We start from the raw sequence: 11,933 nt of genomic DNA on the forward strand, positions 1-11,933 counted from the left end.
CTGGCGCTCGACCCGGACGCCGGATTGGCCGCCGCGCTGGATGCCCTGGCCGCGGCCACCGGCGGTGCTCTCCATCCGCTGCGCGTACTGAAAACCGGCGCCGACGCATTGCAGGACACGCACGGCCAACTGCGCCAGCGCTACGGCGCACAGGCCGGCGCCGTCTACCTGCTGCGGCCGGACGGCTACGTGCTGGGGCGCTGGATCGCCCCCCCGGCCGCCACCTTGCGCGCCGCCCTCCAGCCCTACTACCCCTCGATCGCACTGGATGCACCCAAGGAAGAGCAAGCATGAACAACGAAGAACTGGACCAGGTCTATACCGCCATGGCACAGACCCTGACGCGCGTTGGCGAGGAACAAGCGCCGCTCTTCCTGTCGATCCTGAGCCTGTCGCTGCTGGCCCGGTTGACGGATGCGCGCGACGCTGCTGCGCTCCTGACGCAGGCGGAAGCTGCCTGCCTGGCCAACAGCCCTGTGGCACACTATCCCGCCACTGCTTCTGCCCGCCCGACGTGAACCCGCCCGCCCTCGAACGATTCCTGACCTACCGCCTGCACGTACTTAACAAGATCACGGACAGGGACACGAATCGCGCCTATCTGGAAGATTGCGGCATCCCGCTAGGCGAGGCGCGCTGCCTGGCGGCCATCGGCCGCTACGCGCCCCTGTCGGTCAACGACCTGGCACGCGCGGCCAATCTGAACAAAGGCCAGGCCAGCCGCTCGGCGCAGGCGCTGGTGGAGCGCGGCCTGGTCGAAAAAACCATGTCCGCGTCCGACGGACGCGGCGTGGTGCTCGCACCCTCCCCGGCCGGCTTGGCGCAGTACCAGCGCGTCATCGACCTGATCGCCCGCCGCAATGAAGAGATCTTCGGCTGCCTCGGCGCCGACGAGCAACGCCTGCTGGGCGACATGCTGGACCGCGTGATCAGCCATCTGCAGCCTGACGCGGACGGCGCAGAAGACTAGCTCACGCACGAACCGGATCGCAGTACGCCCAGGCCCTAGGCCTTGGGCGCGGTAGCCCCCAGTTGCGCGGCGGCCTCATCCATGAACTGCGCCATGCGCACGTCCAGCTCGGTCACTCCGCCGGCGTCATGCGTGGTCAAGGTCACGTCCACGCGGTTGTAGACGTTGGTCCATTCGGGATGATGGTTCAGCTTCTCCGCGAACATGGCCACGCGCGCCATGAAGCCAAATGCCGCATTGAAATTGGGGAAGCGGAAGCGCTTTTCGATGGCGTCGCGCATCGCCACCGCCTGCCAGCCGGACAAGGCGGCCACGGCGGTATCGGTGCCGACGCGGGCGGGAGGAAACATGCTCATGACGGACTCCGGAAAAAAAGGCGGCGGCGCGTTGCGCCAGCCGCCTCGGACACTGGGCTGGCCCAGGCTTACTGCTGGACCGCGTACAGGTAGATCTCCACCCGGCGGTTCAGCGCGCGGCCTTCGGCGGTCGCATTGTCGCCGATCGGATCGTTCGGCCCGCGCCCCTCGACCGTCAGGCGGCCGGCGGCCACGCCTTGTTTGCCGAGGTAGTCCGTCACGCTCTTGGCGCGATTGACCGACAGCGTCTGGTTATGCGCCAGCGCGCCCGTGCTGTCTGTATGGCCGACGACCTTGGCCCGCAATTCAGGATGTTGATTGAGCGAACGCGCCACGCTGTCCAGCACCGGCAGCAGCGCCGGCTTGAGCTGCGTCTTGTCCGTATCGAACGACACGCCGCTGGGAATGTTGACCTTCAGGCTGCCGTCGGGCATTTCGACCACGTCGATACCCAATGACGAAGCGCCCGATTTCTGCACGTCTTCCTTGACCACCTTCCAGTTGTAGCCAACCAGGCCGCCCGCCACCGCGCCGATGCCAGCGCCGATGGCCGCACCCTTGCCGTGGCCGATCAAGGCGCCGATGCCGGCGCCGATCGCCGCCCCCGCGCCCGTGCCCACGGCCGTGTTGGTCTGCTGCTGCGTGGCGCATCCCGCCAGCAACGCACCCGCTGCCGCGACGACTGCGATCCGGTTGAATATTGTTCTTGAGCTCATGGCAACCTCCACTTATTCCGTCGGTGTGCCGGATCATTCCGGCCAGACCATGCTAGCAAGCACGGAACGGGAGGCAGGCAACATTTTGTACTATCAGGAGAGCCCTGAAGATAGCGCGGCCGCACTGTACAGCACGGCCGCAGCCAGGGCGGAAAGGCGCGCAGTCCCGCAACAATGGGCTACATTCCGCCCACCGCCGGCCGGCCTCCCATGCGAAGGCCGGCGCCTGGCGCCTAGCGCTGCTGGAACGTCCGGCGCGCCACGTTCAGCGACACCATGGCCATGAGCGCCATGGCCAGCAGGTAGTAGCTCGGCGACAGCTTGGAATCGGTGGTCGCGATCAGCCAGGTCAGGATGAACGGCGCAAAGCCGCCGAAGATCGTCACTGCGATGTTGTAGCCCAAGGACAGGCCCGTGGTGCGCACCTGCACCGGGAAAATCGCGGACATCAGCGCCGGCATGGGCGCAAAGTACAACGTGGCCAACAAGCCCAGAATGACCTGGACGATCATCAGCACGCCCACCGTCGGATACGACACCAGCAGATAGAACAAGGGGTAGCACAGCACCGCGGTCAACAGGGCCGCGGCCGTCATGATGCGCGCGGGTCCGATCCGGTCGGCCAGCGCGCCGACGAAGGGCGCGCCCACCGTCATGATGACGCCGGTGACCAGCGTCGCCAGAAAGCCGATGGTCGGCGGCAGGCCCAGCTGGCGTATCGAGTACGTCGGCATGTACAGGGCCAGGTAGTTGCCCACCGAACCCAGCGCCACGAAGCCCACGGTGACCAGCAGGCGCAGCTTCTGGCCCGCGAACACATCGCTCAGCGGCGAAGCCGAAGCCTCCGCCGCGCTGAACTCCGGCGTTTCATCCATGTGATGGCGGATGTAGTAACCCACCGGCGCGATCAGCAGGCCGAATACGAACGGAATGCGCCAGCCCCAGCTTTCCAGCTGCGCCTGGGTCAAGGTCGCATTGAGCACCGCGCCGAACAGCGCCGCCAGCAGGATCGCCGCGCCCTGGCTGGCGACCTGCCAGCTCGCGTAGTAGGCGCGCCGATCTGGCGCATATTCGATGAGGAAGGCCGTCGCGCTGCCGAACTCTCCGCCTGCCGAAAAGCCCTGGATCAGCCGGGCAAGCAGGATGATGATCGAGGCGGCCACGCCGATCTGCGCATGCGTGGGCACCACCACGATGATCAGCGTGCCTATCATCATCAGGAAAATCGAAGCCGTCAGCGCCGCCTTGCGGCCAGCCCGGTCGGCATAACTGCCCAGCACGATGGCGCCCAGCGGCCGCATCAGGAACGACACGCCGAACGTGGCCAGCGCCAGCAGCAGCGAGGAACTTTCGCTGGCGGACGGAAAGTAAAGCTTGGCAATGATCAGCGCGAAGGTGCCGTACGCGATCATGTCGAACCATTCGAGCGCATTGCCGATGGACGCGGCGATCACCGCGCGCCGCGCCTGGGCGCGCCGGTCGCCTGATGGCGCCGCCTTGTCGCGGGCAGCGGCCGCCGCATTCCACGTTGTCTTCTCCGAATAAGCCATTTTTCCCTCTGTTTTTTTTGAAGAATTAACTATCGATCAACTCATAGACGGGCTATCGCAAGATGGCCCGCCAGCTTTTCCATGAACTGTTCGCACAGGCTGATCTGCGCCAGCGCGACATACTCGTCCGGCCGGTGCGCCTGCTGCAGATTGCCCGGGCCGCAAATCACGGCCGTCATGCCTGCCCGCTGGAACAAGCCGGCCTCGGTGCAATACGCCACTTTCTCGGTGCCGCGCGAGCCGGTCAGCGCCTGCGTCAAGCGCGCGATCTCGGCGGTCGCGGCGGTATCGAAACCAGGCACTTCCGCCATCGCCTCCAGCTCGATGTCGGCCTGCGGGTTCTCCGCCTTGATGCGATCGCGCAGTTCGCCCGTGATGTAGCGGCGCAAGCCGCCGATCACGTCCGGCGCCAGCACGCCCGGGATGGTGCGGAATTCAAACTCGAACTGGCAGCGATCCGGGATCGTATTGACCGACAGGCCGCCCGAGATCGTGCCGGTGTTGGCGGTGGTGTACGGGACCTCGAAATCCTGGTCGAAGGGTCCGTTCTGGCGATGGCTGTCGGCCATATCGCGGATGTGGCAGATGGCGCGCGCCGCGTATTCGATCGCGTTGACGCCACGCGGCGTCAACGAGGAATGCGCGGCATGTCCATGCACGGTGCAGCGGTACAGATTGCTGCTCTTGTGCGCCGAGATCACGCGCATTTCGGTCGGCTCTCCCACGATGCAGCTGTCGGGCCGGATCTCCAGCTTCGCCAGTTCGCGCAGCATGGCGTCGGCGCCCAGGCAGCCGACCTCCTCGTCATAGCTCAGCGCCAGATGCAGCGGCACGCGCAGGCGACGCGAGGTGAACGACGGCAGCATGGCCAGCGCCGTTCCAATAAAGCCCTTCATGTCGCAGGTGCCGCGTCCGTACAGCCGGCCATCGCGCACTTCGGGCGCGAACGGATCGCTGGTCCAGGCCTGGCCGTCCACCGGCACGACGTCGGTATGGCCTGAAAGCACCACCCCGCCCTGAGTGCCGCCGTCAGCGGCGGGCACGGTCACGAAGAGGTTGGCCTTCTTGCCGTCGGCGTTGTAGATCAATCTGGGCGCAAGCCCGGCCGCGGCCAGGTGGTCGCGCACCGTTTCGATCAAGCCCAGATTCGACAGGCGGCTGGTCGTATCGAAGCGCACCAGCCGCTCTATCCATTCCAGGGAACGGGGAAGTTCAGAAGTATTCATGGGTCCTACCCTGACGTTGAGGTCCGGCGCCGCCGCTCAGGCTGTCTTGCCCCGGGCCGCATCCAGAAAGCGCGATAGTCTAGCCACGCCCTCGTCCAGACGGTCGTGCGCGCTGGCGTAGCACCAGCGCAGATAGCCCTCGCCCTCGGGACCGAAGGCCACACCCGGCGCCAGGCCCAGGCCGCCGCGCACCACCAGGTCCTTGCAGAACGCCAGGCTGTCCGAGATGCCGCGGACGCGGAAGAAGGTGTACATCGCACCCGGCGCCGCGCCGGCCAGTTCGACCCCGGGGACCTGCCCCAGCCTCGACGCCAGATGGTCGCGCGCCAACCGCAACCGCGCCACCGTGCGCGCGATGACGGGCTCGCCCTGCTCCAGCGCGCACAAGGCGGCGGTTTGCACGAAGCCTGGCGTGCAGGTGTTGCTGTATTCGATCAGCTTGCCGATCTCCGGCAGCAGTCCGCGTGGCGTCACCACCCAGCCCACGCGCCAACCCGTCATCAGCCAGGCCTTCGAGAACGAGTTGCAACTGACCACGCGATCATCCGGCGCGGCGAGGTCCAGGAACGTAGGCGCCACCGCGCCGTCGTAGTAGTAGCGTTCATAAACATCGTCGGAGATGATCCAGATGCCGTGCTTGCGGCAATGCTCCAGCACCGCCCGTTGCTGCTCGGCGGTCATCACCCAGCCCGTGGGATTGTTCGGCGAATTCACCAGGAGCGCCCGCACATCCGGCGTCAGGGCGCTGAGCAAGGCGTCCAGATCCAGGCGCCAGCCGCTCTCCGAGAACGACAGCGCAACGGTCGTCACCCGCGCGCCCAGCACCTTGGGCATTTCCACCAGGTTGGGCCACAGGGGCGTCACGGCAACCACGTGATCGCCCGCGCCCACGATGGCCTGCACTGCGGTCATCAGCGCCGAAGTGCCCGAACTGGTCACCGCGATGTTGTCCACGTCGCGCTGGCCGTGCAGGCCGCTCACATACGAGGCCAAGCGCTCGCGCAACGCCGGCACGCCCAGAGTCTGCACATAGAACGTCTGCCCGGAAGCGATATGGGCGATGGCCGCGTCGCGGAACGCCGCCGGCGTCTGCTCATCCGGCTCGCCGAACCAGAAGGGCAGCACGTCGGCGCGGCCCATGCCTGCATTGGCGACTTCGCGAATCTGCGACGAACGCAAGGTCTGAACGCCGGCGCGCGCGGCGGTGCTGAAGCCGCCGGAAGATACTGCTGTATTCATGCCTGTTCCTGTCATGCCAGAAAAAAGAGATCGCGCCGCCGGCTCAGCGGCACGCCGCGTCAAACTGTGCGCGCGCCTGCCGCGCGCCGCGGGCCAGCCAGGCCACGTCGGAGTGCAAGGCAATGAACTGCACACCCAGCTTGCGGTAGCGCGCCGCCTCTTCGGGATCATTGGCGAAGATGCCGACCGCCTTGCCCGCCGCCTTGCCGGCTTCGATCACGCGGCCCACGGCCTCGCGCACCTCGGCATGGGCCATGTCGCCCAGGCGGCCGAGGCTGGCCGCCAGATCGGCCGTGCCGACGAACAGGCAATCCGCCCCAGGCAACGCGGCAATGGCTTCCACGTTGCGCACCGCCTGCGCCGATTCGATCTGCAGGATCGCGCAGGCCTGCTCGTTGGCCAGCTTGACGTAGGACGGGTCTTGGCCATACATCCCGGCCCGCACCAGTCCCGCCACCCCGCGCACGCCGCCATTGCCCTCGCAAGGGAAGCGCATGGCCGCGATAGCGCGGCGCGCGTCCTCGGCCGTGTCGATGTTCGGGAAAATGATCGTCTTGGCGCCGCAGTCCATGGCGCGCTTGACCAGCGCCGCATCGTTCACCGTCACGCGCACGATCGGATACGCCGCCGCGCCATGCGCGCGCGCCGCATCGATCGCCTGCAATTGCGCCGTCAGCCCCGCCATGTCGTTGGGCGCATGCTCCATGTCCACGACCAGCCAATCGAAGCCGCAATGCGCAATCGCCTCGGCCACCGCCGGGCTCGCCAGGGTCAGCCAGCAGCCCTCGGAAGGATCCAGGGCCAGGAGTGCCTTGCGTATCGGATTCGAATCTTTCATGTCTGCTCCATAGTGTTCAAACGGGGAGCATTCATGGTGTCGACGCCCCCTCAAACAGCCAAACAAAGATACCGGAGCCGAATCGCGAATATTTCCGAATTTGTGACGTTGATGTGTAATATTTTGGATTGAAATTAGCGAAACCCTGGATTTCTTGGAAAAATCGTGCAAAACAAGAATTTCGACCCCACAGACCTGCAGATCCTGGCCGCCTTGCAGGTCGATGGACGGCTGTCCAGCGCCGATCTAGCCGAACGCGTTTCGCTCACGCCTTCGCCCTGCTGGCGCCGCGTCAAGCGCCTGGAGGACGAGGGCGTGATCCGCGGCTACCGGGCCGAGGTCGACGTCAAAAAGCTCGGCTTCGGCGTGACCGCGTTCGTGTGGATTTCACTGGATAAAAAAGACGCCAAACACGTCAAGGCGTTCGAGGACGCCATCAAGGACGTGCCGGAAGTACTGACGTGCCATTGCGTGTCGGGCCGCTACGATCACCAGTTGACGGTGATCGCCCGCGATTTGGACGCCTTCGGCGATCTGGCGCGCTACGTGCTTGGCGCCTTGCCGGGCGTGAAGGAGGTCTACACCTCCTTCGTGCTGAAGGAAGTCAAAGGGCTGGGGGACGCGATTTCGTTGCCGGCGGGATGATGCCGGAAACAGGCCGGCAAAGCGCGGCGTGCACCCAAGGGATTGCTCGCCGTCAGCGTGTGCCGAACCGTTCCAACCAGGGCAGCGCCGCATCCAGCCTGGGAGACTCCACTTCAGGCTGCGCCGCGCCTTCGGGCAGCGTCAGTCCCACCCGATTGTGCCAATACGTGCGCAGGCCCACCTTGCTGGTGCCGAACATGTCGTAGCCCGAACCGGCGATGAACGCGGCCTGGGCAGGCTCCACCTGCAATTGCGCCAAGGCCAATGCATAGGGTCGCGGGTCAGGCTTGTAGAAGCCCGCTTCCTCCGATGTCACCACCACGTCCCAGTCCACGCCCAACAGACCGGCGGCACGCCGCCCCAGGCGAGCGGAGCAGTTGGTCACCACGGCCAGACGGCAATGCGGCCGCAGCGCCTGCAGCAATTCGCGCGCGCCGTCCCAAGCAGGCAGCTCGTCCCAGCCAGCCTCGAGCGCGGCCGGCGCGTCCGCGGGCAGGCCGACCGCAGACGCAGCCTCCTGTACCAGGCGCTCATAGGGTTGATAGGCGCCGCAGCCATAGGTGCGGCGCAGGTATTCCGCGCGCCAAGCCCGTCCAGCGGCCTCGGAACCCGCCGCGCGGTTCCATACGGTCCAGGAATCGAGCAAGGCGGTAAGCAGGTCGAACAGCACGGCCTGGGGATAGGCGGGCGCAACAGCAAGACTGGACATGCGTGACTCTCTCAGGTGGCGATGGAGCCACTATAAAGAGCCTCGAGCACGCTGTGGTTCAGCCTGCGTTTACCCTGAGTTAAGCCCCGGCTTAACCGCATCCGCCACTGGCAAGCCTGCAGGCAGGCTGCGGCTTCGCCAGCTTGAACAGAAAAAAACAAAGGCCGTTGGCGATGACGTCAATGGCCTTTTCGACAACGCCGTTCGCGCAGTGCTACTTCGCCCACTCGGTGGGCGGCAAAGCGGCGATCGAACGGGTCGCCATTGCCTCGGTGTGCTTCAGATGCGCAATCGTCAGGCGCCGGGCCTCGTCGGCATTCTGGTCGCGGATAGCTTCGTAGAGCTGCTGGTGCTGGTGGATCGACTCCTTGCGCTCGGCCCACTCCGCCACGAAGAAATAACGGCACAGCCGAAATTCCAGTTCCTGGATGACCGAAAACGCCAGCGCATTGTCGGCGGCCTGCGCAATCAAGGTATGGAATTGCGAATTGACCCGCGAGCAGCATACGAAATCGTTACGCTCGACCGCCCGCTCTCCTTCCTCCACCAACGCCAGCAGTTGCTGCAGATGGGTGCTGCGGCGCCGATGAGCAGCCATCGCCGTGATCTCCGGCTCGACGATCTGGCGCAGTTCGAAGAGCTCGTGCAGCTCGCCGACCGACAGGCCCCGGACATAGGTGCCGCGGCGCGGCGCCGATTCGACCCACCCCTTTGCCTCCAGGGCTTTCAAGGCTTCGCGCACCGGGATCTTGCTGACGCCGAACCGCTCCGCAAGATCATCGATCAACAGGCGTTCCCCTGCCCGAAGCTCGCCCGTCACGATCTGTTCAAAGAGCGTTTCATAGACGCCGCCAGGACGTGGCGCGTGGTTTTCCGCGCTGTCTGAAGCAGAGCGCAGGCGTTCTGCGAGTGCCATGCAATTCCCCAAATTAGCTGGCGCAAGGAGGCCAGATTCCACTTGACATGCTACCACGCCACATATATCCTTTTTTCACTTCGTATACTTTTTATTGATTTAGTATATGCAATGAATTATTCGTATATATGAGGAGACAGTGTGAACATCACCAAGTCCAGCACGTCGAGCAAACTAGCCTGTTTCCTTCGCGCAGCCTGTGCGACGGGGCTCCTGGCCTGTGCCCTGGGTATCGCCCATGCGGCGCCCTACCCCTCGCGCCCCGTCACCATCGTGGTGCCCTTTGCCGCCGGCGGCGGCTCCGACATCGTCGCGCGCCTGGTCGCGCAGCAATTGAACGATGAATATCAGCAACCCTTCATCGTCGAGAACAAGCCGGGCGGTAGCACGCAAATCGCCACGCGCTTCGTAATCAACGCCCCCGCAGACGGCTACACGCTGCTGCTGGCCTCGACCTCGGTGGTCAACAACTCCTACCTCTACAAGAACCTCAACTACGACGCCGCGCGATCGCTGCGCCCGATCATCGGCCTGGTCGACGTGCCCGCCTTCCTGGTGGCCGGCGTCAACTTGCCTGCCAAGAACGTCAAGGACTTCCTGGCAGCCGCCGGCTCGCTCTCGAATAGCAACCGGCTTTCCTTCGGCTCGGCCGGCACTGCGAGCACCCTGCACCTGGCCGGCGAATGGTTCAACCAGGTTGCGGGGCTGAAAGGCGTCCATATCCCCTATAAGGGCAGCGGCCCGGCGGTTGTCGCGCTGGCCAGCGGCGACGTGGACTACTCCTTCGAAAACCTGGCGCCTGCCCAGGCCCAGATCGCCAGCCAGCGCGTGCGCTTGCTGGCGATCGCCGGACCGACCCGCTTCCCCACGCTTCCCGATGTGCCCACGCTGAAAGACTTCGGCCTGCCCGCCACGGACATGGCCAGCTGGTTCGTCCTGATGGCGCCCGCCGCGACGCCCGACGGCGTCGTCGACCAGTTAAACGCATCGGTAAACCGCATTCTTTCCAAACCGGAAATCCAGCAACGGTTTCTGGAACTGGGCCTCATCCCCACGGGAGGCTCTCCGCAGCAACTGGCAGAGCGCATGCGGGTCGACAGCGAAAAATGGATTGCCATCATCAAAGCCGGCCACGTCTCCGTGGACCAATGACACAGCGGCCACCGCCTTCACCATCGAGGTAACCCCATGCGTTCCCCCCCCTCCCCAGGCATTGTGGGCGTAGCCTGCGTTCCCCACGCCCCTCAGTTCCTGTCGCAACCGGACACCGAAGACCTGGAGCAGGTCCGGCGCGTGCGCCTGTCCATGGAGCAGGCCGGACAACGCCTGCGGGCCCTGCAGCCCGATTGCATCATCGTGCTTGCAAACGACCATGGCGACCACTTCGTGACGCACTCGGTCCCGGCGTTCTGCCTGCACGCCGCCGCGCGCGCCGACGGCATGCACAAGCACCGTGGCGAATGGACGCTGGATCCATCCATGGGCTATCGGCTGGTGCGGGCGATGGAAGAGGAAAGCTTCGATCTCGCCTATACCCTGTCGGCCAAGCTGCCCACGGCATTCACCATTCCGTACGAATTCATGGGTTTCGGCCGCGACGTGCCGATGACGCCTATCTTCGTCAACGCCTATATCCCGCCCCAGCCGTCCGCGTTGCGCTGTTATGCCTTCGGCCAGGCCCTGGCGCGTGCGGTGTCGCGCATGGGGCGGCGCGCCTTGCTGATCGCCAGCGGCGGGCTGTCGCACTATCCAGGCACCGCGCACTACTCCACCCCCGACGTGGACACGGACCGCCAACTGTATGAGCAAATGCGCGCCGGCAATCTCACCGGCCTGCTGGCGCTGGACGAACAGGCGCTGGACCGCAGCGGCAACCTGGAACTGCGCGCCCCCTTGATCGCCGCCGGCGCCATGGGCAATCGGAAACCGTTCATGGCCACCTTCGAGCCGTCGTGGCATCACACCTACAGCGTCATGGCGTGGGACCTGACAGAAGACCGACAGCCCGAGGCCTTGATCTACCCGGAGCTTTCGCCGCAGCGTGTCCCCCTGGTCGAAGCCCTGTATCGACTGCGTAGCGATCCCGACGCGGCCCGCCGCTACCTGGCCGATCCCGCCGCCTGGTGCGACGGCTACGCGCTCAGCCCCGATGAGCGCGCCGCGCTGATCGAAATGAACCCCGAACGTCTCCGGGATGAGTTCTCCATCCACGCCTTGTTGACCTCCGGCGCCGCCACGCATCTGCGCCTCCTGCGCGAACGCGCCTGAACCTCGCTTCACAGGGAAACACCGTGCCCCACGGCTCCTTCGCATCCACCCACGATGCCACCCGGGCCGCCGGCCCGAACGTCCCCGATACCCGCCTGGCAGAGGTGCACGCGCTGCCGCCCGGCAGCGCCACCCCGCTATCACGGGGGCAGACATGAGCGGGCCGCCACGCCCCCGGGCCAGCCGCTACGGCCAGCGCTTCGGCGTTGCCACGGGCCACCACCTCGCGACGCGCGCTGCCGTCACGCAATTGGAGCGCGGCGGCAGCCTGGTGGACGCCATGATCTCGGCCTCCGCCGTCCTGACCGTCGTGCTCCCGCACGCAACCTCGCTGGGCGGCTGCGGCATGATGCTGATCCACGATGCCGCCAGCGGCCGCACCCGAGCCCTCAACGGCTCGGGCATCGCGCCGGCGCAGGCCATGCCCGCCCGCTTCGGCGACGCCATCGACGCCAGGGGACCGCGCAGTTGGATGGCACCCGGCCTGGTGCGCCTGTGGG

Annotated in this window: 14 protein-coding genes and 1 pseudogene; 7 read left to right on the forward strand and 8 right to left on the reverse strand. The window is 65.8% G+C overall.

From position 1 onward, the window contains the following. The 3 genes and pseudogenes from VIR09_RS21165 to VIR09_RS21175 form a co-directional block, all read left to right on the forward strand. Nucleotides 1-294: pseudogene (locus VIR09_RS21165) on the forward strand (FAD-dependent oxidoreductase); the annotation flags it as partial. Then, nucleotides 291-518 carry a hypothetical protein gene (locus tag VIR09_RS21170; RefSeq protein ID WP_332014634.1) on the forward strand — a complete coding sequence of 76 codons (228 nt, stop codon included), beginning with the start codon at nucleotides 291-293 and terminating at the stop codon, nucleotides 516-518. The pseudogene VIR09_RS21165 and the gene VIR09_RS21170, both read left to right, overlap by 4 nt. Continuing rightward, nucleotides 515-970 carry a MarR family winged helix-turn-helix transcriptional regulator gene (locus tag VIR09_RS21175; protein WP_332014635.1) on the forward strand — a complete coding sequence of 152 codons (456 nt, stop codon included), beginning with the start codon at nucleotides 515-517 and terminating at the stop codon, nucleotides 968-970. The genes VIR09_RS21170 and VIR09_RS21175 overlap by 4 nt, the downstream gene beginning before the upstream one ends. A 35-nt stretch (nucleotides 971-1,005) precedes the next feature. Here the strand turns inward: VIR09_RS21175 and VIR09_RS21180 are convergent, their stop codons facing one another. The 6 genes from VIR09_RS21180 to VIR09_RS21205 form a co-directional block, all read right to left on the reverse strand. Further along, nucleotides 1,006-1,326 carry a 4a-hydroxytetrahydrobiopterin dehydratase gene (locus tag VIR09_RS21180; protein WP_176090561.1) on the reverse strand — a complete coding sequence of 107 codons (321 nt, stop codon included), beginning with the start codon at nucleotides 1,324-1,326 and terminating at the stop codon, nucleotides 1,006-1,008. A 68-nt stretch (nucleotides 1,327-1,394) separates the two neighbouring features. Then, the gene (locus tag VIR09_RS21185) at nucleotides 1,395-2,042 is read right to left on the reverse strand and encodes an OmpA family protein (RefSeq protein ID WP_088138545.1); all 648 of its coding nucleotides are present in this window, start codon (nucleotides 2,040-2,042) and stop codon (nucleotides 1,395-1,397) included. A gap of 233 nt (nucleotides 2,043-2,275) precedes the next feature. Continuing rightward, nucleotides 2,276-3,592, reverse strand: coding sequence for an MFS transporter (locus tag VIR09_RS21190; RefSeq protein ID WP_332014636.1), 1,317 nt, complete (start codon nucleotides 3,590-3,592; stop codon nucleotides 2,276-2,278). A gap of 41 nt (nucleotides 3,593-3,633) precedes the next feature. Next, a complete protein-coding gene (gene argE / locus VIR09_RS21195; RefSeq protein WP_332014637.1) occupies nucleotides 3,634-4,818 on the reverse strand; it encodes an acetylornithine deacetylase in 1,185 nt (394 codons plus the stop codon). A gap of 36 nt (nucleotides 4,819-4,854) precedes the next feature. Then, a complete protein-coding gene (locus tag VIR09_RS21200) occupies nucleotides 4,855-6,057 on the reverse strand; it encodes a pyridoxal phosphate-dependent aminotransferase (RefSeq protein ID WP_332014638.1) in 1,203 nt (400 codons plus the stop codon). Between the two features lie 43 nt (nucleotides 6,058-6,100). After that, the gene (locus tag VIR09_RS21205) at nucleotides 6,101-6,895 is read right to left on the reverse strand and encodes an HpcH/HpaI aldolase family protein (protein WP_332014639.1); all 795 of its coding nucleotides are present in this window, start codon (nucleotides 6,893-6,895) and stop codon (nucleotides 6,101-6,103) included. 165 nt (nucleotides 6,896-7,060) lie between these two features. On the opposite strand from VIR09_RS21205, the gene VIR09_RS21210 reads away from it, so the two are divergent. Further along, nucleotides 7,061-7,540: an Lrp/AsnC family transcriptional regulator gene (locus VIR09_RS21210; protein WP_332014640.1), complete on the forward strand. Its 480-nt coding sequence runs from the start codon at nucleotides 7,061-7,063 to the stop codon at nucleotides 7,538-7,540. Nucleotides 7,541-7,592: 52 nt separating this feature from the next. On the opposite strand, the gene VIR09_RS21215 is transcribed toward VIR09_RS21210, so the two are convergent. Both VIR09_RS21215 and VIR09_RS21220 read right to left on the reverse strand, forming a co-directional pair. After that, entirely contained in the window at nucleotides 7,593-8,249 is a 657-nt protein-coding gene (locus tag VIR09_RS21215; RefSeq protein WP_332014641.1) for an HAD-IA family hydrolase, read from the reverse strand. Between the two features lie 214 nt (nucleotides 8,250-8,463). After that, nucleotides 8,464-9,165, reverse strand: coding sequence for a GntR family transcriptional regulator (locus tag VIR09_RS21220; protein ID WP_332014642.1), 702 nt, complete (start codon nucleotides 9,163-9,165; stop codon nucleotides 8,464-8,466). Nucleotides 9,166-9,306: 141 nt separating this feature from the next. Between VIR09_RS21220 and VIR09_RS21225 the strand changes: the two genes are divergently transcribed. The 3 genes from VIR09_RS21225 to VIR09_RS21235 all read left to right on the forward strand — a co-directional run. Continuing rightward, a complete protein-coding gene (locus VIR09_RS21225; protein WP_332014643.1) occupies nucleotides 9,307-10,317 on the forward strand; it encodes a tripartite tricarboxylate transporter substrate binding protein in 1,011 nt (336 codons plus the stop codon). A gap of 36 nt (nucleotides 10,318-10,353) precedes the next feature. Then, entirely contained in the window at nucleotides 10,354-11,433 is a 1,080-nt protein-coding gene (locus tag VIR09_RS21230; protein ID WP_332014644.1) for a hypothetical protein, read from the forward strand. Nucleotides 11,434-11,587: 154 nt separating this feature from the next. After that, a partial coding sequence (locus tag VIR09_RS21235) for a gamma-glutamyltransferase (protein WP_332014645.1) occupies nucleotides 11,588-11,933 on the forward strand: 346 nt, incomplete at its 3' end.

This window comes from Achromobacter sp., assembly GCF_036567245.1.
Taxonomy (GTDB): domain Bacteria; phylum Pseudomonadota; class Gammaproteobacteria; order Burkholderiales; family Burkholderiaceae_B; genus Achromobacter.